This is a genomic window from Ciceribacter lividus (assembly GCF_003337715.1).
GTDB classification, from domain to species: domain Bacteria; phylum Pseudomonadota; class Alphaproteobacteria; order Rhizobiales; family Rhizobiaceae; genus Allorhizobium; species Allorhizobium lividum.
The window spans coordinates 279,129-302,699 of sequence record NZ_QPIX01000003.1 but is presented as its reverse complement, the minus strand read 5'-3'; the positions used below and the strand labels follow the sequence as shown (position 1 = coordinate 302,699).

General features: G+C 65.6%; 17 protein-coding genes and 1 tRNA gene. 8 read left to right on the top strand and 10 right to left on the bottom strand.

Translation table 11 applies throughout. The features are described from left to right. Positions 1 to 192: 192 nt before the first annotated feature. Positions 193 to 1,215: a TRAP transporter substrate-binding protein gene (locus tag DFR48_RS07650; protein WP_114362570.1), complete on the bottom strand. Its 1,023-nt coding sequence runs from the start codon at positions 1,213 to 1,215 to the stop codon at positions 193 to 195. 329 nt (positions 1,216 to 1,544) lie between these two features. Between DFR48_RS07650 and DFR48_RS07645 the strand changes: the two genes are divergently transcribed. The 3 genes from DFR48_RS07645 (at position 1,545) to DFR48_RS07635 (ending at position 4,699) form a co-directional block, all read left to right on the top strand. After that, positions 1,545 to 1,904, top strand: coding sequence for an SHOCT domain-containing protein (locus DFR48_RS07645; RefSeq protein ID WP_210205974.1), 360 nt, complete (start codon positions 1,545 to 1,547; stop codon positions 1,902 to 1,904). 180 nt (positions 1,905 to 2,084) lie between these two features. Continuing rightward, on the top strand, positions 2,085 to 4,067 hold the full coding sequence (locus DFR48_RS07640; protein WP_210205973.1) for a PAS domain-containing sensor histidine kinase: 1,983 nt from the start codon (positions 2,085 to 2,087) through the stop codon (positions 4,065 to 4,067). Beyond that, the gene (locus DFR48_RS07635) at positions 4,064 to 4,699 is read left to right on the top strand and encodes a response regulator transcription factor (protein WP_114362569.1); all 636 of its coding nucleotides are present in this window, start codon (positions 4,064 to 4,066) and stop codon (positions 4,697 to 4,699) included. Before DFR48_RS07640 ends, DFR48_RS07635 begins: the two co-directional genes overlap by 4 nt. Before the next feature lie 9 nt (positions 4,700 to 4,708). On the opposite strand, the gene DFR48_RS07630 is transcribed toward DFR48_RS07635, so the two are convergent. From DFR48_RS07630 to DFR48_RS07615, 4 genes are read right to left on the bottom strand one after another with little or no spacing between them, the layout of a single operon-like run. Further along, entirely contained in the window at positions 4,709 to 5,797 is a 1,089-nt protein-coding gene (locus DFR48_RS07630) for a lipocalin-like domain-containing protein (RefSeq protein ID WP_114362568.1), read from the bottom strand. After that, positions 5,787 to 8,195, bottom strand: coding sequence for an ABC transporter permease (locus DFR48_RS07625; protein ID WP_114362567.1), 2,409 nt, complete (start codon positions 8,193 to 8,195; stop codon positions 5,787 to 5,789). Before DFR48_RS07625 ends, DFR48_RS07630 begins: the two co-directional genes overlap by 11 nt. Beyond that, a complete protein-coding gene (locus tag DFR48_RS07620) occupies positions 8,195 to 8,851 on the bottom strand; it encodes an ABC transporter ATP-binding protein (protein ID WP_114362566.1) in 657 nt (218 codons plus the stop codon). Before DFR48_RS07620 ends, DFR48_RS07625 begins: the two co-directional genes overlap by 1 nt. 45 nt (positions 8,852 to 8,896) lie before the next feature. Beyond that, positions 8,897 to 9,931, bottom strand: a complete 1,035-nt coding sequence (locus tag DFR48_RS07615; RefSeq protein ID WP_114362565.1) for a hypothetical protein — start codon at positions 9,929 to 9,931, stop codon at positions 8,897 to 8,899. A 182-nt stretch (positions 9,932 to 10,113) separates the two neighbouring features. On the opposite strand from DFR48_RS07615, the gene DFR48_RS07610 reads away from it, so the two are divergent. Continuing rightward, entirely contained in the window at positions 10,114 to 11,604 is a 1,491-nt protein-coding gene (locus DFR48_RS07610; protein WP_245415545.1) for a ribose-phosphate diphosphokinase, read from the top strand. Between the two features lie 12 nt (positions 11,605 to 11,616). Here DFR48_RS07610 and DFR48_RS07605 read toward each other — a convergent pair whose 3' ends face one another. Further along, the gene (locus tag DFR48_RS07605; protein WP_114362702.1) at positions 11,617 to 12,300 is read right to left on the bottom strand and encodes a phosphoribosyltransferase; all 684 of its coding nucleotides are present in this window, start codon (positions 12,298 to 12,300) and stop codon (positions 11,617 to 11,619) included. A 94-nt stretch (positions 12,301 to 12,394) separates the two neighbouring features. Further along, entirely contained in the window at positions 12,395 to 12,661 is a 267-nt protein-coding gene (locus tag DFR48_RS07600) for a hypothetical protein (RefSeq protein ID WP_210205971.1), read from the bottom strand. A 274-nt stretch (positions 12,662 to 12,935) separates the two neighbouring features. Here DFR48_RS07600 and DFR48_RS07595 point away from each other — a divergent pair, with 274 nt between their 5' ends. Continuing rightward, positions 12,936 to 13,379, top strand: a complete 444-nt coding sequence (locus DFR48_RS07595) for a DUF1810 domain-containing protein (protein WP_114362563.1) — start codon at positions 12,936 to 12,938, stop codon at positions 13,377 to 13,379. 87 nt (positions 13,380 to 13,466) lie between these two features. Here DFR48_RS07595 and DFR48_RS07590 read toward each other — a convergent pair. After that, positions 13,467 to 13,543, bottom strand: a tRNA-His gene (locus DFR48_RS07590). 136 nt (positions 13,544 to 13,679) lie between these two features. Continuing rightward, positions 13,680 to 14,129: a phasin gene (locus DFR48_RS07585; RefSeq protein ID WP_114362562.1), complete on the bottom strand. Its 450-nt coding sequence runs from the start codon at positions 14,127 to 14,129 to the stop codon at positions 13,680 to 13,682. Positions 14,130 to 14,357: 228 nt separating this feature from the next. On the opposite strand from DFR48_RS07585, the gene DFR48_RS07580 reads away from it, so the two are divergent. Together DFR48_RS07580 and DFR48_RS07575 are read left to right on the top strand one after the other, a co-directional pair. Continuing rightward, a complete protein-coding gene (locus tag DFR48_RS07580; RefSeq protein ID WP_114362561.1) occupies positions 14,358 to 17,804 on the top strand; it encodes an ATP-binding protein in 3,447 nt (1,148 codons plus the stop codon). A gap of 216 nt (positions 17,805 to 18,020) precedes the next feature. Beyond that, entirely contained in the window at positions 18,021 to 19,592 is a 1,572-nt protein-coding gene (locus tag DFR48_RS07575) for an ABC transporter permease (protein WP_114362701.1), read from the top strand. Positions 19,593 to 19,614: 22 nt separating this feature from the next. On the opposite strand, the gene DFR48_RS07570 is transcribed toward DFR48_RS07575, so the two are convergent. Next, positions 19,615 to 21,567 carry an acetoacetate--CoA ligase gene (locus tag DFR48_RS07570; RefSeq protein ID WP_114362560.1) on the bottom strand — a complete coding sequence of 651 codons (1,953 nt, stop codon included), beginning with the start codon at positions 21,565 to 21,567 and terminating at the stop codon, positions 19,615 to 19,617. A 181-nt stretch (positions 21,568 to 21,748) separates the two neighbouring features. On the opposite strand from DFR48_RS07570, the gene DFR48_RS07565 reads away from it, so the two are divergent. After that, positions 21,749 to 23,566, top strand: coding sequence for an AsmA family protein (locus DFR48_RS07565; protein ID WP_170141820.1), 1,818 nt, complete (start codon positions 21,749 to 21,751; stop codon positions 23,564 to 23,566). Positions 23,567 to 23,571 lie beyond the last annotated feature (5 nt).

Genomic DNA, 23,571 nt, shown 5'->3' with positions numbered 1-23,571 from the left:
ACGCGCCCGCTCGTCGGTGCCGGTGGAACCGGAACATCGAACTGTCGGCGGATTGCTGGGCCGTGCCGGTCACGCCCGCTTGCCGATACCCCGAGAGGCCGGACCGGCGCGGGCCGATTGTCCGTAACGAGCGCCGCACCGCTCCCTCTCCAGGAGCGGGGCGATGCGGCGTCAACTGTCGCTGAAGCGGGCTTACTGGCTGACGCCGGCTTCCTGCTGCACCTGCTTGATGAGGTCGGCGCCGATACGTTCGGCCATTTCGTCATGGACCGGCAGCAGCGCCTCGCGCCACGAGGCGAGTTCGTCGGCCGTAAGTTCGTGGAACTCGGTGGTGCCGGCCGCCTTCATCGCCGCAAGCGCCTTCTCGTTCTCTTCCTTGGCGATGCCGTTCGCATATTCGGTCGCCTCGGTCATGGCCTTTTCGAGGTTGCCGCGGACGTCGGCCGGCAGTTCGTCCCAGAACTTCTTGTTCACGATCACCGCATAGCCGAGGTAGCCATGGTTGGAGAGCGTCGCGTGCTTCTGCACCTCATGCATCTTCTGGGTATACATGTTGGACGGCGGGTTTTCGGTGCCGTCGACGACGCCGGTCTGCAGCGCCTGGTAGACTTCCGAGAACGCCATGACCTGCGGAACCGCGCCGAGCGCGTTCATTTCGGCTTCCAGAACCTTCGAGGACTGGATGCGCATCTTGAGACCGAGGAAATCGTCAGGCGTCTTCAGCGGGCTGTTGGCGCTCATAATCTTGAAGCCGTTGTCCCAGAAGGCGAGACCCTGGATGCCCTTGGCACCGAGCTTGTCGAGCAGGCTCTTGCCGACTGGGCCGTAGGTCACCTTGTGCAGGCTGTCGTAGCCGGAGAAGATGTAAGGGAGGTCGAAGACTTCAAATTCCTTGATGCCCAGCGGGCCGAACTTGGCAAGCGACGGCGCGAGCATCTGGACGGCACCGAGCTGCAGGGCTTCGAGTTCTTCCTTGTCCTTGTAGAGCTGCGAGTTCGGGTAGACCTCGACCTTCACCCCACCGTTCGTGTACTTTTCGGCGAGTTCCTTGAACTTGTCGGCGCCCTTGCCCTTCGGCGTGTCGGGTGCGACGACGTGCGAGAAACGGATCACGATCGGATCGGCGGCAGCAGCACCGGATGCAGTGAGTGCGAAGGCGGAAACGGAAAGCGAGACTGCAGCGGCAGTCCGCAGGAACGTGCGGCGATCGAACATTGGATATCTCCTCCTGATATGCTCCGGGCCCACGCGAGAACCGTCCCCCCGCGTTCCACCACCCGGACTGCCGCTCTCTTAGGCCTTCGTGAAATGTGGCGCTATTGTGGATTTCCACATGGCCGCACCCGGACGAACGGCCGGAGGCCGGCGTCTGGGTCAAATCGGGGCACGCTCTTTTCGGTGACGCCCATTCCATTCGGCAATCCTGATATTTACGTCGTGTCAATTACTTCGCGCTTTTGCCACAACGATCCGGCATTGCCGGGAGATACTTTCCGGATTACTAATTGAGCTTCTCGTATTTTTCGCCAGCATCGGAGTCTCAGATGTACAAGACCTTCGTCCGCACGGCGGCCATTGCCGCGATCTTCGCAGCACCGGCGGTTCCGGCCCTCGCCCAAGCGGCGGCAGATCCTCGGGACAGGCCATACTACTACGGTCACGGCATGATGTGGGGCGATCAATGGGGAGGTTTCGGCATGATATTCGGTCCGATCTTCATGATTCTCATCCTGGTGGCGATCGTCGTCGGAATCATCTACGCCCTCAAATACACGGGAGCGATCAACCTGCCTTCGAACGCCTCCGGCAGCGGCAAGGCGCTCGACCTTCTCAAGGACCGCTATGCACGCGGCGAGATCGACCATCAGGAATTCGACGAACGCAAGAAACGGCTGATGGACTGAAAGCGGGCGAAGCCCACTGCCAATCCCCGCTCCGGGCGTTCGCCTGAACCGCAACGCTTGGCCGTGAGCGTCGCGCTGTGCCGTGATGCCTGCTCCGGCGACTGGATACCGATGCGCTTTTTTGTCGAAATTCCGCGGCTTTTGGCGTAGAAGTCGCGCGGGGAGGCATCAAAAGCGGCTTTGACGATCTTCAGATCCAGCAGTGACGGACCGGATTCCGCTGACGGCGGCAGGCAAGACCTGCTGCAGGTGATCCCGCTCGTCACCATCGTCGTGCTCACGGCGATGATCTCGCTGCTCCTCTGGGCCATCAACTACAACGAGAACGAACGGCTGCGCACGACGCTGATCTCGGACGCGCTCTGGGTGGAGCAGACGCTGCGCTTCCAGCTCTCGGTGGACGAGGATGCCATCGCGCGGCTAGCGCTCGATCATGCCCATCACCAGATCGGTCTGCCGCAGTTCGGCGACCGCGCCCGGATCCATCTGCAGAACAATCCCGAGGTCCTGAGCATCGCCCTCTTCGACGCCGATGGCCGGCCGGTCTTCTCCGTTCCGGAAGGCGCCGGATCCGGCAGCGGTGCGACCTCGCCACTGCCCAACCGGGCTACAGCAGCCGCGAGCGTCAGACCGATCTACGGGCCGCTCACCAAGACGTCCGACGGCGATCTCGTTACCAGCATCTCGACGGCGCTGGGCGACGGCGGCAGCGTCTCGGCCGTCATATCGATCCGCTCGCTGATCGCGCGCCAGATCCCCTGGTGGATCACCGAGAAATATGCCGTGCAGCTCGTCGACATCGACAATGCCGTGCTCGCGGAAAAAACCCGTGTCGAGCCGACCGACACGAGCCTCACCCACAAGATCAGCTTCGACCCGCCGCTCGCCGGCGCGTGGCTCGCCATATCGAGCTACCGGGTCGGTGGCAATCTCTCGAACAATCTGCTGGTCGCCGGCGTGCTGGGGCTGTCGCTCTTCGCCGTCTTCTCGCTCCTCGTTCTCTACCGCAACGGCCTCAAACGCCAGGCCGCGGAAATGCGGCTGCGGTCGGAAATGGCCTTCCGGCGCTCGATGGAAGAGAGCCTGACCGTCGGCCTGCGCGCCCGCGACCACGACGGCAAGATCCTCTACGTCAACAACGCCTTCTGCCAGATGACCGGCTTCACCGCCGAGGAACTGACCGGACGCAAGCCACCGATGCCCTATTGGCATGAGGACCGTATTGCCGAGACGCTCGCCCGCCACGAGGCGCTCAACAAGGGCGGGCTCAAGATCCAAAGTTTCGAGACCTGCTTCCGCCGCCGCGACGGCTCCGATCTCGAAGTGCAGGTCTTCGAGGCGCCTCTGGTCGACGCCCATGGGCGGCATCGCGGCTGGATGGGCTCGATCATCGATATTTCCGACCAGAAGCGGGCCGCAGAGATCGCCCGCGTCCAGTCGCAGAACCTCCAGCGGACCGGCCGCCTTGTGACGCTCGGCGAAATGGCGTCCTCCCTCGCCCATGAACTCAACCAGCCACTGGCGGCGATCGCGAGCTATGCGGCGGGCTCGCTGAACCTCTTGCAGTCTCCCGATTGCGATCACCGGCAGGTGGTCGGGGCGCTCGAGAAACTCTCGCTCCAAACCGAGCGCGCCGGCCAGATCATTCGCCGCATCCAGGATTTCGTGCGCAAGCGCGATCCCAAGTTCCAGGATGTCGAGCTCGCTTCCGTCATCGTCGAGACGGCTTCCTTCCTCGAGGCCGATGCCAGCAACCACAACGCGACGATCAAGGTCTTCGCGCCGAAGGGACTGGCGCCGGTGCGGGCCGACCGCATCCTGATGGAGCAGGTGATGATCAACCTGATGCGCAACGGCATCGAGGCGATGGGGGGACCGTCGGCGCGGCACGTGCGGCTGGAAGTCGAACTGCGCCAGGAGGACGACCACCAGGTGATCGAGGTCCGGGACAGCGGGCCGGGCATCTCGCCGACGGTCGCCGGGCGTCTTTTCGAACCCTTCGTGACCAGCAAGCAGGACGGTATGGGGATGGGGCTCAACATCTGCCGCACGATCATCGAGCTGCACCACGGGCGGCTCGAACACCGGCCGAGCCCGACCGGCGGCACGGTCTTCTCGATCGTTCTGCCGGTGCCTCAACCCGAAAGGGCGGCGGCCGAATGATTTCAGCAAAGCCCTTCCTGAAGGACGCCGCCGTCTATCTCGTCGACGACGATCCGGCCATCCGCGATTCCCTCGCCTTCCTCCTCATGTCCCGGCAGATGCGCGCCATTCCGTTCGAAAGCGGCGAAGCGCTGCTCGCCGCACTGCCGCTCGAACCCTTTTCCTGCATCATCCTCGACATGCGCATGGGCGGGCTTTCAGGGCTCGAGACCTTCAACCGGCTGAAGGCCGCGGGCTGCGAGGCGCCCGTGGTGTTCCTCACCGGACACGGCGACGTGCCGGTTGCCGTCGAAGCGCTGAAGACGGGCGCTGCCGATTTCATCGAGAAACCCTTCAACGACAACCAGCTCGTCAACACCGTCATCTCCTGCCTCGAGAAGCGCTTCGGCAAGATGTCGGAAAGCCGGCAGCGCGCGTTGATCGAACAGCAGCTGCAACAGCTTTCGGCGCGCGAGATGGACGTGCTGAAGCTCTTGATGGCCGGCATGCTGAACAAGCAGATTGCGGATGCGCTTTCGATTTCCATGCGCACCGTCGAAGTCCACCGCGCCCGCATTCTCGCAAAGATGCAGGCCCGGAATGCCGTGGAGCTGGCCGCAAATCTCGCCTCACACGGAATCGAACTCGCCTGAACCGGGCGGCTACCTGTATCCGGTCATTTCCAGATAGCCCTGTCCCTCGTGCGATCCCGAGAAACGGATCGGCCCTTCCCAATAGGGAAAGGAGACGGTCATCCAGGCGTCGACGTTCAACGCCTCGGTCGTCACGTCGAAACCGTGGCCGGGAACCTCGACCCGCCAGCGAACCGGCAGGACGTGACCGGCGACCCTCGCCGTATCGAGTGGCGTGACTGCGAGGTCGGAAGGCCCGAGCGGTGTCGGCCGCCCGTCGGCGGAAATCCACGTGCCGGACGTGTAGCCCTGGCCGTCGCCGCGCAACCGGAAGGCCATCAGCTTCTCGCCGCTGCCGAGATGCAGCGAGAACCAGTCCCAGCCGGTCTGGCCGGCGGAGAGCGGCTGCGACGACCATTCCCGGTCGAGCCAGGCCTCACCCGTGACCGCGACCTCCCCCTCGGGCAGAACCAGCGTGCCTCTGATCGTGTAGAAGGGCTGTGAATAATAGTAGCTCGCCTGCCCCTCGACCGATTTGACCGAGTAACCGCGGTCGCCCTGCGGCACGAGCGGCCCCCTGGCCTCCAGCTCCATCGAATAGCGGAAATCCTTGCCCGAGGCGCCGAGCGCAAGGCTGGAAAGCGGGTCGGCACCGGCGGCAAGCGCCCCGGCGCTCACGCGACTTTCCATCTTCCAGTCGTCGATCCATGCCGAGAACGGCGCCAGTGTCACGCCGGCCTGTCCGGAGCCGCCGCGGGCGAGGCGCTCGGCAACGAGGTGCCGTTCGGCCGATGTCGCCGCCGCATGCCCCATCCAGATCTGGGAGGCATCCTTGCCGCCGGGCGTGAGTGCGGAACGGAACAGCGTCCATTGCAGCCCGAAGCTTCGGCCGGCGGCGGATCTCAGGTTCGCGGTCAGGTACCACCATTCGATGCGATAGTCGGGATGGGCGCCGTGATCGCGCGGGAAAACGAGGGGCACGCCGCGCTCGGGAACGGCGAACCCCTCGGCCTGCGTGCCGAGGCCGGCAAACCCCTGCGCCCGCGACGGTCCGGGCACCGCAGCGAGCACCGACAGGACGAGGAAAAGAAGGCGGAGGAGGCACGCCCTAACGTTCATTGGCGAAGACCTTGAGAAGATCGGCTGGCGTCATCCTTGCGAGCCGCCGCAAGGGTATCGCCACAGAGACGAGTGCAGCAAGCCCGGCGAGGGATGCGAGGCGCAGCCAGTCGGTCGGGAAGAGGTGCATCGGCAGTCGCCAGCCGAAGGCGGCGACATTGACCACCGAGAGCAGCACCCAGGCGAGCGCGACGCCTGTGGGGAGGGCCGCAACCAGCGTGAAGGCCGAAAGCAGCATGGTCCTCAGGAGTTCGAGCAGCACCAGACGCTTTCGTGTGAGGCCCATCGCCCAGACCGGGGCTATCTGCGCGAGGCGGATGCCGGAAAGGGTGGTCAGGCTCGCAAACATCGCCACGCCCGCAACCCCGAGCGTCAGCACGTTGAGCGCCGCCGTCACCGCGAAGGTGCGCTCGAACACCTGCAGCGAGCGCTGCTTGATTGTCGCCTGGTCGAGCACGTTTTGCGGCGGCAGGTCGAATTCCGTCCGCAACGCCTCGGCGAGTGCCGGTGCTTCGGCCGGCGGAAGCCTGAGGCCGAAGCGCAGCCGCGGCACCTCCGGGTAATGGGTGGTGAGCGCGTCTATGCCGACGATTACCTGTCCGATCGGATTGCCGTAGTCGGAATAGATGCCGGCGACCGTAACTCTCCATCCGCCGGGCAGGGTCAGCCGGTCGCCGGGCGTAATCCCGTGGCGGCGGGCGAGCTGCTCGTTGACCACCGCTGCGTCTCCGCGAGCAACGGCGTCCCAGACTCCCTGCACGGACTCGATGAGCGGCCATTTCTCCCGGTAGGTCGCATGATCGGCGACCCCGTAGATTTCGGCCGGACCGCCCAGCACCTCGCCTTCGACATGCCAGATCGGCAGTACGGCATCGACGCGCGGTTCGAGCCAGCTGCGCAGGGCGCGCGCCTCGTCCTCGGTCCTGGCCGTCACGTAGAGCTCGGCGGCCAGCCGCTGGTCGAGCCAGCCGGTGAAGGTGAGCCGGAAGCTCGCGACCATGGTGCCGACGCCGATATTGGCGGCAAGGGCCAACAACAGCGCCATGAGCGCCAGCGAAAGCCGCGGCAGCTGCTGGCGCGTGTCGGCCCAGAACCAGGCCGAGACCGGGCCCGACGAAAGCCTCTCGAAAAGCGCAAGCAGCGCCATCAGCAGCACCGGCAACAGGAGCGCCGCGCCGAGCAGCAAGGCGCCGAGCAGAGCGAAACCGGCGACGAGGCCCTGTCCCCAAACGGTAAGCGTGAGTGCCACGGCAAACAGAGATACGGCGGCGACCGCCTGTGCCCGCAGGCCCGCCTCCGAGGCACGCGCCCAGGCACGTGGCTGGGCAGGAGCGAGAAGCGGCATCCGGACGGCGCGCCAGAGGTTCTGGCCGGCAGCGGCGAGCGTGCCGGCGACGGCGATCACAAGCCCCGTCGCCCACCATTCCGGCCGCAGCTGCAGGGTGCCCGGCACGTCGGCACCATAGAGGCCGCGGAGGGTCGCCGCTACGTCGGGCAGCAAGGCCGAGGCGACGAGATAGCCGAGCGCCACGCCGAAGAACCCGGCAACCAGCGAAAGGGCCGCCAGCTCGGTCACGAGCAGGATGGTCAGTGCGCGGACCGGAAGCCCGAGCGACCGCAGCGTGCGCAAGGTCGGCCGCCGCTGTTCGAAGGCGAGACCGATCGTCGAATAGACGATGAAGAGCCCGACGACGAAGGCGAGCATTCCGAAAGCGGTGAGGTTCAGGTGGAAGCTGTCGGTGAGGCGGGCGAGATCGCCCTGCGCGTCGGGCTTTCGCAGCTCCAGATCCGGCACGATAACCGAGAGCGGCGCCCGCCCAAGCGGTTGCTCCTGAGCAACCACGAAGCGCGATATCGTCTCCGTCTGCCCGAGAAGCCGTCGGGCGACGGCGATATCGGTGATCGCGGTTCCGGCCGGAATATCCTCGGCGATCTCGACAGGCGGCAGTCCTTCGCCGGCGAGTCGAGCCGCAGTCTCGCGGCTGGCGAAGATGAGGCCCGGCGGTGTCAGGAAGCGGCGCAGTGCCTCGCCGCCCGTCACCTCCAGCTGCCGCGCCTCGGCCGGTAGCGTCAGCGGATCGATGCCGATCAACCGCAGGCGCAGGGTGCCCATCCGCAACTCGCCCTCGACGACCGGCGAGACGAGCCAGCCGCCGCGCCTTAGCGCCGCGAAGCGGTCGCCGGGAATCGCTCCTCCGTCCTTCACCACGAGTTGTTCGAGCCGGTTCTGCCCGAGCATGGCGGCAGCCCGGCCATAGCTTGCCCGCGCCTCGGCATTGATCGCCTGCACCCCGGACCAGAGGCCGGTGGCAAGGGCCAGTCCGGCAAACAGCATGGCAAACTGCAGCGGCTGGCGCCGCCAATGGGAAAGGAGTGCACCGAGCCCCGCGAGCCACATCATGCAATCCGCCCGGCCTTGAGGTGGACGCGACGGTCGAGTTGCGCGGCGAGGCGCTCAGAATGGGTGACCATCAGAAGAGCGGCCCCGGACTCCGCGACCAGCGTCAGCATCAGTGCCAGCACGGCGTCGCCCGTCGGTTCGTCGAGGTTGCCGGTCGGCTCGTCGGCGAGAACCAGCTTCGGGCGCGCGGCAAGCGTTCGGCCGATCGCCACCCGCTGCTGCTGGCCGCCGGAAAGCTGCTCGGGATAGCGCCGCGCGAGACCGCTCAGGCCGAGTCTCTCCGTCAGCTCCGCCTGCCAACGGGGATCATGCCGGCCGGCAAGCCGCGCATGAAAGGCAAGGTTCGCCGCTACGTCGAGGGACGGAATGAGGTTGAACTGCTGGAAGACGAGGCCGACCGTGCCGCGCCGCAACGCCGCCCGCCCCGCATCATCGAGCGTCGCGACGTTCTGACCGGCGATCTCGACAACACCCGAATCCGGTGAGTCGAGGCCGGCGGCGAGATGAAGGAGGGTCGACTTGCCGCTGCCCGACTCCCCGGTGAGCGCCAGCGTGCTTCCGGCATCGAGCGCAAGATCGACCTCATGCAGAACTTCAAGCGGTCCCTCCGCCGTCATGTAGGATTTGCTCACCTTGCGCAGTTGAAGCAGCATCACGTCGTCCTCATATCGGCGGCGTTCGGGCCGGCGCCGTACCCGTCATATATCGCGGGCGGAGACTGCCGCCAGTTCCGGCATGGCGAGAAAATGTTCGGCGAGCGCGATGTAGCGGTCGGTCTTGCGTTCCCAGGCGGGGCGGTTGACCGCCGGGCCGTAGACGAGGTGGCCGAGTGCCATACGGGCTCGCATCGTCGCACGGAAGGCGGAATAGAACTGATAGAGTTCCGGCGCGACCGAATCGCCCAACGCCGCCCCGAGACGGGCCGCAAGCTCCCGCCCGATCTCCGGTACGCCGAGGAAGGCGCATTCCATGCCGAGGAAAGCGATCTCCTCGAAGGGGTCGACAAGGCGAAGCAGGTAGCTGAACTCCAGGCAATCGATGATGGTGATCGGATCGGTCAGGCAGACGTGTTCCGGCCGGAGGTCGCCATGTCCCTCGACGAAGCGGCCATCGGCCACCCGCCCCTCGATCAACGGCCGGAGCGCGTGGAGGCACTCGTCGTTACGGTTCAGCACCCGCCGGATGGCCTGCATGTCGACGTCGAAATCCCGATGGCTGAGCACCTGGCGGTTCTGCACCTGCTGGCTCTCGAAACACTGCACGTGCTCCTGCGGGGAGAGCGGCGAGCGCTCCGCCTTGCGGTAGAAGTCCGCAAGCACCCGCGTCAGCCGGTCGGCCGTCGCCCCGTCCGCACCGCCGGCGGTGAGCACTGCGCTCAGCATGCGGTCCTGCGGCAAACGGCGCATGCGCACCAGCCAGTCGACCACCTCACCCGGGCCTCCGAGCGCGACGGACCCATCCGCCCGACGGACCAGTGCCACTGTGCCGAGATAGACGTCGGGCGCAAGCCGGCGGTTCAGACGCACTTCTTCGCGGCAATTTCGTTCACGCGCGTCCAGCGTCGTGAAGTCGACGAAGGGAAAATGCACCGGCTTCTTGATCTTGTAGACCTCATCATCGACGAGAAAGACCCAGGACATATGGGTTTCGACGGCCAGCACGTCTGCGGCTCCGTTCCCATAGAGCGCAGGCTTTCGGAGCGCGTCGAGCTTCTCTTCGATCGTAACCGGCATGAGGCCTATGGCTTCCCATCCATGAAGACATCATAATATGCGCGGGATTAGACAGGGATGCCTTGACGCCTGTCAACGCGCGTCTTGCAGGAAAGCGCACGCCGCCTTTTGACACCGATCAAGACGGAGGCGCTGCAGACGTGACAAGGCTCAAGGGCGACGCTCACGCATGCGAGGTTACCATGACAGTGCTTGCTCAACTCGACCCCGGCCTGAAGCAGTTCTTCAACCGCATCGACAGCGCACCCACCCCGCGAGACGAGGTGCTGGCGACGCTTCTCGAAGACTGGAAGGACAAGCGCGCCGACCTGATCGCCCCGCCGATTGCGGCGCTCGAACCGGTGGCCCACGCCAGCCCTCAGGCAGCCTTCATCTTTCGCCGGGCGAAGACGGCCGAGCGCGACTACGTGCTCCATGCGGGCGCCGAGGCCGTGCGTCCCCTGATCGGCGAGGAAGGCGATACGAGGCTGCTCTCGGATGCGGCCTTCCCGCGCGGCAGCGTACGGCTGCGCATGTTGTTCGAGTTCGTTTGCCGCACGGGAGAGCCGATCTCCGCCACCTTCACGACCCACGGGGCGGATGGCGGCCGCATCGTCGCGGAAATCGTCGTCGCGCCGCTCTCCGGGGACGGACGATCGATCGATGCGGTCTTCGGCGGCGTCCTGCTGCGCCCGGTCGCCGCGGCCGCTGCCGGCCCGGCCAAGTCTGCCGCCGCACCCGCTCCCCTACTCTTCTCCTTCGCCCGCGACATCGAGTTCGGCGGCCGGGTCGCCCGGGCAATGGGATTGGAACTGAGCCTGCTCGAAGAGCGGGAATTCGAGGACGGTGAGCACAAGGCACGGCCACTCGAAAGCGTGCGCGGCCGCGACGCCTTCGTTATCGCGAGCCTCAACGGCGGCGGTGGCCATTCGGCCAACGACCGGTTATGCCGGCTGCTGTTCTTCATCGCGACGCTGAAGACCAACGGCGCGAAGAGTGTGACCGCGGTTACACCCTACCTCTGCTACCTCCGGAAGGACCGCCAGACCAAGTCGCGCGATCCGTTGACCGGCCGTTACGTCGCCGAACTCATCGAGGCGATGGGCGCCGATCGGGTGATCACGATCGAAGCTCACAATGTTGCGGCCTACCAGTCGTCCTTCCGCATTCCGACGCTGCACCTCGACGCCTATGACGCTTTCGCCCGCCACACCGCGGAAAAGGTCGGCTCTGCAGAGGTCACCGTCGTCTCCCCCGATCTCGGCGGCGGCAAGCGCGCCGACAGCTTTCGCGAACGGCTGGAAAAGCAGCTCGGGCGACCGGTCGGCAAAGCCTTCATGGAAAAGCAGCGGAGCGCCGGCGTCGTTTCCGGCGACCTCTTCGCGGGCGATGTGAAGGACCGCGTGGCGATCATCATCGACGACCTCATCAGCTCCGGCGGAACGATGGTCAGGGTCGCCGAGGCCTGCATGGCGCGCGGCGCCAGGGAGGTTCGGCTGATCGCAACGCACGCGCTGTTTTCACAAGGAGCGGAGGAGCGTCTCGCCAGGGCGCCGATCGCGGAATTGCTGATCACGGATACAGTACAGGTCGATGCCGCCGCCTCGCCCCTCGGCGAACGGCTGGCAATCGTCTCGGTCGCCGAGATCTTCTCGGCGGCAATCACCCGATGCCAGGCGCCTTCCGGCAGCTGATCGCGCGCAATCTCACGCCGGCGGAGGTCCCTCTTCGGCCGGCTTTGCGACCGTTGGCTTCGCCGCGGCATCGAGGCAGGCGACGACGTCTGCGTCTTCGAGCTGGGGGAAATAGCGGTAGTGGGCGCCGACGGCGCCGATCGGCCCGAGATCTTCGAGGCAGATGACCTTTTCGGCGAGTTCCTCCAGCTCCGGGATCAGGCTTGCCGGTATCACCGGCATCGCGACCACGATATGGCGCGGGTTCTTCGCCGCGAGCCCTTTCAGCGCGGCCTTCAGCGTCGCCCCGGTCGCCACGCCGTCATCCACGATGATGGCGGTCCTGCCGCCGACCGGGACGGGCTCGCGCCCCTTGAGATAGATGCCGCGGCGGCGCTCGATCTCTTCGAGCTGCTTGCGGCAGGCGGCGTCGAAATCCTTGTCCGACACCCCCGCATAGCGGATCACGTCCTCGTTGCGCACGACCTCCGGCTTGTCGCCGTCGACAATCGCACCCATGGCGACCTCCGGCTGGAAAGGAACACCGATCTTGCGCACAAGGAGAAGGTCGAGCGGCAGACCGAGTGCCCGTGCGACAGGCAGCCCCACCTCGACGCCGCCGCGCGGCAGCGCCAGCACCACCGCGTCGGTGCCGCGGTAGCCGGCAAGTGCCGTCGCCAGCCGTTCGCCGGCCTCGTTCCGATCGATAAAGGACATGCGGGCCACCTCCTTCGAAGCGCGACTTGCCGTCTCGTATCGCAGGATAACGCCGTCGGCAGGCAGGCCGCAATTGCGCAATCGTCGCGGCGGCTCAGCGCAGGGCCGTGATCGCCTCTCCGCGTCCCCAGGCCTCGGCGCAATCCATGAGGCGCAGCATGTCGCGCTTCAGCTGTTCCTGGCGGACGATAGCCTCGGCATATTCCAGATTGCAGCGAGGGTCGTAGAAGACCGCGACTTCCGTGCCAGCCGCACGTCGGGCGGTCTCAAGCTGCGCCTTCAGCGCGCCGACCTCGGCCTTGGTTTCGAAATAGTGCTTCATCACCCGGATCAGGGCGACATCGTCTTGCGAGATGTCCAAGGGCTCCTCCCTCATGCTTCTTATTGGAGCGCGCTCTCTCATCCGATTCGGACGACAAAGTCACGGCGGGAATTGTGCGGCGGCAGGTGCCTCCCGAACGCCTGCCTCGCCCCGAACACGAAAGATCACGACATTTTCGGGCAAAAAATGGGCAGAACGCTACCTGTTGCAATCCTGCACGCCTGGGCGAAAACTGGGGACAATGTGGGCCTCGCCCGGCATGGTTGCAGATGCAGGCAGGACACCAGATTGAGCCTGATCCAGGGAGGGTGCCATGGCAGGACACGACGACGGAGATGACCTTGATCTCGAACGTTTCATCGAGGCGCAGGCGCCGGTCTATGCCGACGTCCTTCGGGAACTGCGCGAGGGCCGCAAACGGACACACTGGATGTGGTTCGTCTTTCCGCAACTTTCCGGCCTAGGCCACTCGCCGATGGCGCAATATTACGGCATCGCCTCGCTCGGCGAAGCCCGCGCCTATCTCGCCCATCCACTCCTCGGACCGCGGCTGAGCGAATGCGTCGAAGCCGTTCTCTCGCACCCTGAGCGGAGCGCGAACGCGATCTTAGGCTCGCCGGACGACGTCAAGTTCCGTTCGTGCCTGACGCTCTTCCTCGCGGCGGATGCTGCCGACCACCCCTTCGGCGAGGCGCTCCGGCACTTCTACGGCAGTCCCGATCCGCGCACGTTGTCGCTCCTCGGCGTCGAAGAGTAGTCGGCAGGGACAGGACGGCCGACTGCTCGAAGCGGCGACGACCAATGGAAAAGGCAATGTTTCGGGGGAATTCTCAAAGAGAGAAAATGGTACGGTTGGTGGGAATCGAACCTACGACCTCAGGTGCCACAAACCTGCGCTCTAACCAACTGAGCTACAACCGCACAAACAGCGCCCAGGACGCTGTAGGGGGTCACATACGAGCACTCGGCGTTTTTTTCAAGCCCTTTTCGACATGGACAAAAAAAGACCGGAGCAAAGCCCCGGCCCTTTCATTTCAATGATGCGGATTGCCCCGGATCAGGCGACCTTCAGCGAGGACATGGCCTTGTCGGCGGCTTCCTTGCCCTGCTTGGTAACAGTCTCGGCAACCTTCTTGGCGGCTTCCTGCATGGCCTTCGCCTGCTCGACCGTCACCTCGGCCTGCTTGCGCAGGAAGGCGGTCTGGAGTTCGACGAGTTCGGCAACCGACTTCACGCCGAGCAGCGCTTCCATATGGGAAAGCGACATGTCGGCATTGGTCCGCAGGGCTTCGATGGCCTTGAGGCCGAGTTCGACAGTGCCGGCCTGGGCGGTCTGCATCGTGTTCTCGACGGTCTTGCTGGCTTCCTCGGCGGCAGTCTTCATCTTGGCGTAGGCGTCCTTCGACTGCGCAGCACCCTTTTCGGCGAAGTCGCGGAAGGTCTCGGTGAACTTCGACGGGTCGAAAGCCGAGAAGGAGAAGACGTCGCTCTTGTTTGCATTTGCCATTTCGATGCACTCCTGTGTTGGGACGTTTAAGGCGCCCGAATGGATTGGATGATCCTTATATAGCACCTCTTCTTGTGCATTGCAACATTATTGTGCGCCGCACAATTGTCGGAACGGTTAACCGTGTTTTCCGAAAGCCCTGTGCCGTGCTGGACCCTCGCGGCACCCGGAGATATTAAGAATCTGTTAATTGCCGAATAACGCGGCGGTTGCTAATTTGGGTCTATCATGCCTGTTCAGCAGTACCCGTTCATCGACGTCGCCGTGCACGAGAGTGTCCGCGGGCGCTTTGCGCGCGGCGAGGCCCTGGTGCTGTTTTCCGCCGGGCTCGAGCAGGTGCTCTGGGCGAACGGTGCGGGCGCGCGCTTCTTCGGCAACGGTTCGATCTACGATTTCCTCGACCAGGGGCCCGACCGCGGCGACCTCGCCTTCCGCCAGATCGAATCGACCGCGCGGCAGCTGCAGAAGGTCGGCGACCAGCGTTCGCTGCTTCTCCGGCTGACCCAGGGTTTTCAGCGCGTCCCCGTTCAGGCAACGGCCGAAATGGTCGAGATCCGCTCGGGCGAGCCGGTGGTGCTGCTCGCAATACCGCCGACAGGCCGACGACCGAGTGTCGACGAATGCGCAAGCGAGATGCTGACCGGGCTCGACGATCCGGACACGCATATGGCGATGCTTGCCGCCGACGGCCGGATCATTGCCGCCTCGCCCGCCTTTTCCGGCCTGTCGATCACACCCCAGACGGCGCGCACCTTGGTGGCACTCGTCGATGCCGACCGTGACCGGCTGGTGAAGCGACCGATCCCGACCGGCCGCGGCTATCTGCCGGCAGCAATCGGCAAGGTCGCCGATGAGCCGGCGCTATACCTCCTCTTCGCGGTGGAGACGATCCTCGGCAATCTCGATCCGAGCGGCGGCTTTGAAGAGCCGGCCGCCGAAGTGGCAGCGCCCGAGGAGCCGCAGGTCGAGGATGCCGCCGCCGATTACGGCGCGGTCGTGGACGCGATCGGCGATATCGAGGAGATCGAGACGCCGCCCGAGGTCCTGACGCCCGAAGCCGAAACGACAGAGACGAAAGAGGTCGCAGTGGAGGAGACTGCCCCTGCTGTCGCTGCGACGCCGGAATTTCCGACCGAGCAGACCACGACAGCCGCCGAGGCGGCGATCGAGGAGGAAGAGCCGCGGCAAAAGGCGGAATTGCCGATGCCGGCTGAAGCGCCTGCCGTTTCCGAACCGGAGGTCTCCACGACGGGGGCAACATCGGACCGTGACTTCGCCTATCGTCCGAGCAGCCGGGCCTCGCGCTTCGTCTGGAAGATCGACGCCGAAGGTCGTTTCAGCGAAGTCTCGAAGGAGTTTGCCGAAGCCGTCGGGCCGCATTCGGCGGCCATCGAAGGACGGACCTTCGTCGAGGTCGCGCAGACGTTCAACCTCGATCCGGAGGGAAAGATCGCCGACCTCCTGAAGCGTCGCGACACATGGTCCGGGCGCACCGTTTTCTGGCCGGTGGAGGGCACGACCTTGCGTGTGCCCGTCGACCTCGCTGCGCTCCCGACCTATGACCGCAACCGCGATTTCGACGGTTTCCGCGGCTTCGGCATCGTGCGACTGGCAGACGCCACCGTCGACGCCGCCGGCACCGGTCTGGCGCTCGGGGCGCCCTCCGAAGACGTCTCGCCGGCGGACGGAGAGCCCGCCGCAGAGCCCCCTGAAGCCGCAGCAGCGGAGCCGTCGCAGACCTCCGTCCCGGCAGAAACCGCAGCAGAACAAGAGGAACGGCCACGTCCGGAAAGCGAGCCGCCGGCGCTTCTCATCTCCGAAACGCCCGGCAAGCGGCATTCCGACAAGGTGGTGCAGATCGAAGAACGACGTGCGCGCGGCCGCGACGGCCTCACCCCGGTCGAGCAAGCGGCCTTCCGCGAAATCGCCCGTCGGCTCGAGGCGAGCGGGCTGATCGGTGCGGGAGCGCCACAACAGGAAGAAACACGCGACGGCGCTGCGGAGCCGCCAGTCGCCGAGCCCGGTCAGCCCGAGCCGGAAGCCCCGGTGGCGGAAACGGAAGAGAAGACCGCGGCTGTCACGGAGATGCCCGCTGAATCCACCCCGGCTCAGCCGGCGAAGGAACTCTCGCCGACTGCATCTACCGCCTTGCCGCGCAGCCGACGCGACATCGGGCTTTCGCCCGACGTCATCGACCTGATGCCGGTGGCACTGCTCGTCCATGTCGGCGACCGGCTGATTCACGCCAATCCCGAATTCCTGAACCTCACCGGCTACGGCTCTCTGGACGCTCTGGCGGAGGCCGGCGGCCTCGACGCGCTGCTTCAGCGCCAGGAGCTGGAAGGTGCCGCCGAGCAGGCAAGCGGCATGGTGGTGGTGCGCGCCGACGACCAGTTGGTGCCGGTCACCGCGCGCCTGCAATCGGTGCGGTGGGAACAGTCGAGTGCGCTCCTGCTTGCTCTCATCCCCACCGAAGCTCCGGTGAAGGCAGCACGGCCCCCTGTCCAGCTCACCGTCGTCGAGCCGGTGCCGAAACCCGCCGACGAGAACCATGCGCTGAAGGCGGAAATCGAGGAACTGCGCGCCATACTCGAAACGGCGACCGACGGCGTCGTCGTGCTCGGGCCCGAGGGCGACGTCCGCTCGATGAACCGTGCGGCAAGCGCCCTCTTCAACTTCGACGAGGCGGAGACCCGAGGCAAACCCTTCGTGATGCTCTTCGCCCATGAGAGCCAGAAGGCGGTTCTCGACTATCTGGCGGGTCTTGCCGGCCACGGCGTCGCAAGCGTGCTGAACGACGGGCGCGAGGTGATCGGCCGCGAGGCGTCCGGCGGGTTCCTGCCGCTGTTCATGACCATCGGCAAGCTCGCCGCTTCGAACGGCTATTGCGCCGTCATCCGCGACATCACGCAATGGAAGCGGACCGAGGAGGAGCTGCGCAACGCCAAGCGCGCCGCCGAAACCGCCAATACCCACAAGAGCGACTTCCTAGCACGCGTCAGCCACGAAATTCGCACGCCGCTCAACGCCATCATCGGCTTCGCCGACATGATGGCCGGTGAGCGCTTCGGCCCGATCGGCCACCCGCGCTATACCGAATACGCCAACGACATCGTTCGCTCCGGCCGCCACGTGCTCGACATCGTCAATGACCTCCTCGACATCTCCAAGATCGAAGCGGGCGAAATGGAACTCGACTTCGAGGCCGTCGGCCTGAACGAAGCCGTTGCGTCTGCCGTTTCGCTTGTTCAGCCGCAGGCGAACACGCAGCGCGTGATCATCCGCACGGCCCTGTCGCAGTCGGTGCCGAACGTGGTCGCCGACCTTCGCTCGATCAAGCAGATCGTGCTCAACATCCTGGCGAACGCCATCCGATTCACCCCGTCGGGCGGACAGATCATCGTGTCGACCTCCTACGAGAGCAACGGCAGCGTCGTCCTGCGCATCCGCGACACCGGCATCGGTATGTCGCGCACCGAACTCGAGATGGCGATGAAGCCGTTCCGGCAGGTCGCCGCGGGTGGGCGCGGCCGCAGCGACGGAACCGGGCTCGGCCTGCCGCTGACCAAGGCAATGGTCGACGCCAACCGGGCGAGCTTCGCGATCCACTCGGCACCGAACGAGGGCACGCTCGTCGAGATCATCTTCCCTTCGCCGCGCGTGCTGGCGAACTGACGCCGCGCGCGGCGGCAATGCCGCCGGTTCCCTTCCCCGCCGGTTTCCGCTAGAGGGTCTTGGTGGGTCGCCCGTCAGGGGCAAGGCAATCGGGCATCGGAGGCGAAAGGCTTGTCGGTCGAAACGTCCGCAGCAGCGACAGGATATGCAAGACCGGCGCGAGGCCGCGTCGGGGTTGCAGCCGTCTCGGCGATCATCGCCGCGGTCGTCGTGACCATGCCGATCGTCGCGATCTTCGTGATCGGGCTCGGCGACGGCGGCGACTGGCAGCACATGCTGACCAATGTCGTGCCGCGAGCGACCGGCCGCACGCTGGCATTGCTTGCCGCCACCGGCGTCTTCACCGGCCTTTTCGGGATCGGAACCGCCTGGCTCGTCGCCTCCTGCGATTTCCCGCTGCGGCGCCTTCTCTCCTCCTCGCTGGTGCTGCCGCTCGCCATCCCCTCCTATCTCGCGGCCTACGCCTTCGGCGAATTCCTCGATTTCACCGGGCCGGTACAGGGCGCCTATCGCGCGCTCTTCGGATTCCGGTCGGCCCGTGACTACAGCTTTCCCGACATACGCTCGCTCGGCGGGGCCGTGCTGGTGATGTCGGCGGTTCTCTACCCTTACGTCTATCTCGCCTGCCGCTCGATGTTCGTCATGCAGGGCCGCGCCGCGGCCGACGTTGCGCGCACCCTCGGCGCGGGACCGCTCAGGGTCTTCACCCGCGTCCAGATCCCCATGGCGCGGCCGGCGATCATCGTCGGGCTGACGCTCGTCATGATGGAAACGCTGAACGATATCGGCGCGGTCGAATACCTCGGCGTCAACACGCTCACCTTCTCGATCTACGACACCTGGCTCAACCGGGGCAGCCTTTCGGGTGCGGCCCAGATCGCGTGCGTGATGCTCGTCTTCGTCGTCGGCCTGCTGGTGGTGGAGCGGCGTGCCCGGCGCCTGCAGCGCTTCTCGTCCAACAAGACGACGGCGGTCGTTCCCGACGCCGTGCGCCTGACGCTCACGGGCGCTCGCCGATGGGCCGCTACGGTCTTCTGCTGCATTCCGGTTCTCGTCGGTTTCGTCACGCCGGTCGCCGTTCTCTCCGCCTTCGCGCTCCGCCGTCTCGACGATTTCGCCGATGCGCGCCTCCTGAAGGCGCTCGGCCACTCGATACTGGTGTCCTCCGCCGCCGCGATCGTGACGATCCTGCTCGCCTTCATGCTCGCCTATGCATCGCGGACCGAACGCACAGCGCTGACGGCGGGCGCAAGCCGCCTCGCCTCGCTCGGCTACGGCGTGCCGGGCACGATCCTCGGCATGGGCGTGCTGATCCCGCTTGCGGCGATCGACAACGCCGTCGACGGCGCGCTGCGCTCGACGTTCGGCATCTCGACGGGCCTGCTGCTTTCCGGCACCGGCTTTGCGATCGTCTATGCCGCGACGGTGCGCTTTCTCACCATGGCGGAGGGGACCATCGACGCCGGCTTCCACAAGCTCTCGCCGCACCTCGACATGGCGGCGCGGGCGCTCGGGCGCACACGTTTCCAGACGCTGAAAGAGGTCTTGCTGCCCAACATGCGGCCGGCGGTGCTGACGGCCGCGCTTCTCGTCTTCATCGAGACGATGAAGGAGTTGTCGGCGACGATCCTGCTCCGGCCCTTCAACTTCAATACGCTCGCGACCCTCGTCTACGAGGATGCCTCGCGGGCCAAGGTGCAGGACGCTTCCGTCGCCGCGCTCATCATCATCGTCGCCGGGTTGATCCCGGTCGTGCTCGTCTCGCGCTCGCTCGAGAACCGGGGCTGACCGCCCCGGTCACACGAGACGATCAGGACTTGATCTCTGCAAGATCAGCGAAAAGGTCGAGCGCTTCCGGATTGGCGAGCGCCTCCTTGTTCTTGACCGGCCGACCGTGCACGACGTCACGCACGGCGAGCTCGACGATCTTGCCGGACTTCGTCCGCGGAATGTCGGAAACGGCGATCACCTTGGCCGGCACGTGCCGCGGCGACGCGCCGGTGCGAATGCGGTTCTTCACCTTCTTCACCAGGTCCTCGTCGAGGCTGACACCGGTCGCGAGCCTGAGGAACAGCACGACACGCACGTCGTCGTCCCAGTCCTGTCCGATGCAGAGCGCCTCGACCACCTCGTCCATCTGTTCGACCTGGTTGTAGATCTCGGCCGTGCCGATGCGCACGCCGCCCGGGTTGAGCGTGGCGTCCGATCGCCCGTGAATGATGATGCCGTCATGGTTCGTCCACTCGGCAAAATCGCCGTGGCACCAGACGTTGTCGAAGCGCTCGAAATAAGCGGCGCGGTACTTCACCCCGTCCGGATCGTTCCAGAACATCACCGGCATCGACGGGAAGGCCCTGGTGCAGACCAGCTCGCCCTTCTCGCCGCGCACCGGCTTGCCCTCGTCGTCCCAGACGTCGACGGCGAGGCCGAGCCCCGGTCCCTGGATTTCGCCGCGCCAGACGGGTTTGAGCGGATTGCCGAGGACGAAGCAGGAGACGATGTCGGTGCCGCCGGAGATCGAAGCGAGATGGATGTCGGACTTGATGCCCTCGTAGACGAAGGAAAAGCCCTCGGGCGAGAGCGGCGATCCGGTCGAGGTCATCAGCCTCAGGCTCGACAGATCGTGCGTCGTCTTCGGCGTCAGCCCGCCCTTGCGGACGGCGTCGATGTACTTTGCCGAGGTTCCGAAGATCGCGAACTTCTCTGCCTGCGCATAGTCGAAGAGGACGTTGCCGTCCGGATAGAAGGGCGAACCGTCGTAAAGGCAGAGGGTGGCGCCTGAGGCGAGACCCGAAACGAGCCAGTTCCACATCATCCAGCCGCAGGTGGTGAAGTAGAAGAGTTTCTCACCGGCGCGGAGACCGCAATGGAAGCGCTGCTCCTTCAGGTGCTGCAGAAGCGTCCCGCCGGCCGAGTGCACGATGCATTTCGGAATGCCGGTGGTGCCGGAGGAAAAGAGGATATAGAGCGGATGGGAGAATGGCAGCCGTACGTATTCGACGGCCTTTGCTTCATAAGGCGTCACGAAGTCGGCAAGCGTCCTGCCGTTTGGAAGAGAGCCCGCGAGGGCGCCTGCGTCACCCGCATAGGGAACGACCACGACCGGGCATCCGAGCTTGGCGGCGACCGCACGCACCTTGTCGACGACATCCTGTTTCTTGCCGTTGTACCAATAGCCGTCGCAGCAGATGAAGAGCTTCGGCTCGATCTGACCGAAGCGGTCCAGCACGCCCTGCTCGCCGAAGTCCGGGGAACAGGAAGACCAGATCGCCCCGAGGGAGGCCGCAGCGAGCATCAGCGCCACCGTCTCCGGCATGTTCGGCATCATCGCGGCGATCCGGTCGCCCTCCCCGAGGCCGAGGCTCCGGAAGGCCTGTTGCAAACGCGAAACCGTCGATCGCAACCGGTCCCAGGACCAGCGGTCTTCCGCCTTGTCTTCGCCACGGAAGATCAGGGCATCGCCTTCTCCGGCAAGCGGCAGGAGGTTTTCGGCGAAATTGAGCCTGGCATCCGGGAAGAAGCGAGCGCCGAGCATATCGTCGCCATTGACGAGCATGCGCTCTCCCTTCTCGCCCTTGACGTCGCAATAGTCCCACACGGACGACCAGAAGGTCCCGCGTTCCGCGATCGACCAGTCGTAGAACGCGTCATAGTCGCGGAAATCGCGTCCCGTGCGTTCACCGCACCAGTGCATGAAATGATAAAGGGGGGTCGACTTTCGGAATTCCTCAGACGGCGACCAAAGCGGCATTTCGTGTTGCATGGTGTACTCCTCACGTCCTTTGCATGTATAGCAGTTTGCACCGCAATATAAAGAGCGCAGGTGCAGCAGCCGGGTGAATTGCCACCGCCCGGCATTTGCGATATCCGCGGTCGAGACGCCGCATCGCCAAAGCGGCGGAACGGGCTTACATTCGAACATGATCGACGAACGGAACAAGAGCGTGCCCAGGAAGATAACCAGGCAGAAGCGGAGGACGGAACGGTTCCTGCAATGGGGCCTCGTCGCCGTTCTCACCGTCCTTTCGGTCTATCTCGTCTCCCGCCTCGCCGCCCCCTATCTCGTATCGAGCAGCCTCGTGCGGTCGGCCCTGGAACGGGCCGTCGCCGAATGGACCGGGCACACCGTCCACATCAAGGGCGCTCCGGAAATCTCCTTCTTCCCCGAACCGCGGATCACCCTCAATGCCGTGCGGATCAGCAAGCCGACCGCAGAGGGCGAGAAGGTGCTCGCCGAAATCGAACGGCTCTCCGCCTCTTTCGGCTTGCTCGACGCGGTCCGTGGCTCTCCGGAATTTCGCGAGTTCCGTCTGGGGCACCCCCGCGTCTTCGTCGAGCGCGACCAGCAAGCGCGGCTCGACTGGGCGAGCGAGGGGCGCCTCAGCAGCGCGGTGAAGAGCGTTCGTCCGCGCGAGGATGGACACCAGACGCTGGACGCCGACGCCGACGCCGAGGTCGGCTCCGTGACGGTCGAGGAGGGTAGCATCGCAATCCATGACCAGGCCTCGCGACGAACCTTCGTCGTCGACGGCATCCTGGCCGACGTCTCGTGGCCGCGGCTCTCCTCCGCGCTCACCGCCTATGTGACGCTCAGGACCGGGGGCCGCGAGGCCCGGCTGGATCTCTCGACGCCGCAACCGCTGCTGCTCTTCGGCGGGCGCGAGGCGTCAATCGGGCTTGACTGGACCTCGCCGATCCTGACCGCCTCCTTCGACGGACGGGCAAGTCTCGCCGGCGACGATCTGGTTTCCGGCGCCATGAAAGCCAGCAGTCGCGACGTCAAATCGCTTGCCGCCCTGAGCGGCGTGCACCTGCCGGGGATCGAGACGGCGCAAACCGCGAGCGTTTCCGCCGAACTCGTCAGGACCGGCCGCGACCTGCGTTTCGACCAACTGGAGCTCACGGTCGATGATGCCCATGCGACCGGCATTCTCGAACTGTCGCCGCCGGAGAGCGGGCGACGTCGGCTCTCCGGCACGCTCGCCTTCGACCGGTTCGACATCACCCGCCTGCTCGACGCCTTTTCCCAGAAGGACGACTCCGGCGAAGCACCCCCGCGCCAACTCGATTTCGATCTATCTCTTTCAGCCGGCCAAGCGCGGCTCGCGCCCTTCACGATCGAGAATATCGCCGCAAGCCTGCTCGCCACCCCCGACAAGATTCGGTTCGACATTGCCGACGGTACCTTTGCGAGTGGCCGTCTGCAGGCGCGGCTCGACGGTGCCGGCCCGAGTTTTGCCGGCGGCGGAACACTGCAGCTTTCGCTCGCCGACGCGGACTTGTCGGATCTTGCCGAACGCCTCACGCTCAAGGGGCCGCTGCCAGACGGTCGCGGCTCGCTCGAACTCGCCCTCAAGGCCGACCGTCCTATATGGACGGCAGACCCCTCCGGCATCGACGGCACGATACGACTTGCAGCCAGCGCCGGCACCTTGCGTGGCGTCGATACCGCGGCACTGCGTCGCCTCGCCGGAGAAAAGCCCTTCTTCCACCTCAGCGAAGGAATCGGCGCCGACCTGCCCTTCGACACACTGGTCTTCGCAGCGCACCTCTCCGCAGGATCGGCGACGATCGACGAGGCGCGGATCAAGGGGCCGTCGGACGACCTGCAGCTGTCCGGCATCATTCCCTATGCGAGCCAGGGTCTTGCGCTTTCAGCCACTCTCTCGCCGCCGGCCACTGCCGGGGACGCGGCGGCACCGCCGCTTCGCTTCTTCATCGGCGGTTCGTGGCCCGATCCCGTGATGTCGCCTGCGCCGTAAGGAAC

What these genes read in the sequence shown, in the direction of transcription:
- DFR48_RS07650 (WP_114362570.1), bottom strand. Translation starts at nt 1,215, where the DNA reads ATGTTCGATCGCCGCACGTTCCTGCGGACTGCCGCTGCAGTCTCGCTT.
- DFR48_RS07645 (WP_210205974.1), top strand. Translation starts at nt 1,545, where the DNA reads ATGTACAAGACCTTCGTCCGCACGGCGGCCATTGCCGCGATCTTCGCA.
- DFR48_RS07635 (WP_114362569.1), top strand. Translation starts at nt 4,064, where the DNA reads ATGATTTCAGCAAAGCCCTTCCTGAAGGACGCCGCCGTCTATCTCGTC.
- DFR48_RS07630 (WP_114362568.1), bottom strand. Translation starts at nt 5,797, where the DNA reads ATGAACGTTAGGGCGTGCCTCCTCCGCCTTCTTTTCCTCGTCCTGTCG.
- DFR48_RS07625 (WP_114362567.1), bottom strand. Translation starts at nt 8,195, where the DNA reads ATGTGGCTCGCGGGGCTCGGTGCACTCCTTTCCCATTGGCGGCGCCAG.
- DFR48_RS07620 (WP_114362566.1), bottom strand. Translation starts at nt 8,851, where the DNA reads ATGCTGCTTCAACTGCGCAAGGTGAGCAAATCCTACATGACGGCGGAG.
- DFR48_RS07615 (WP_114362565.1), bottom strand. Translation starts at nt 9,931, where the DNA reads ATGCCGGTTACGATCGAAGAGAAGCTCGACGCGCTCCGAAAGCCTGCG.
- DFR48_RS07610 (WP_245415545.1), top strand. Translation starts at nt 10,114, where the DNA reads ATGACAGTGCTTGCTCAACTCGACCCCGGCCTGAAGCAGTTCTTCAAC.
- DFR48_RS07605 (WP_114362702.1), bottom strand. Translation starts at nt 12,300, where the DNA reads ATGTCCTTTATCGATCGGAACGAGGCCGGCGAACGGCTGGCGACGGCA.
- DFR48_RS07595 (WP_114362563.1), top strand. Translation starts at nt 12,936, where the DNA reads ATGGCAGGACACGACGACGGAGATGACCTTGATCTCGAACGTTTCATC.
- DFR48_RS07585 (WP_114362562.1), bottom strand. Translation starts at nt 14,129, where the DNA reads ATGGCAAATGCAAACAAGAGCGACGTCTTCTCCTTCTCGGCTTTCGAC.
- DFR48_RS07580 (WP_114362561.1), top strand. Translation starts at nt 14,358, where the DNA reads ATGCCTGTTCAGCAGTACCCGTTCATCGACGTCGCCGTGCACGAGAGT.
- DFR48_RS07575 (WP_114362701.1), top strand. Translation starts at nt 18,021, where the DNA reads ATGCCGATCGTCGCGATCTTCGTGATCGGGCTCGGCGACGGCGGCGAC.
- DFR48_RS07570 (WP_114362560.1), bottom strand. Translation starts at nt 21,567, where the DNA reads ATGCAACACGAAATGCCGCTTTGGTCGCCGTCTGAGGAATTCCGAAAG.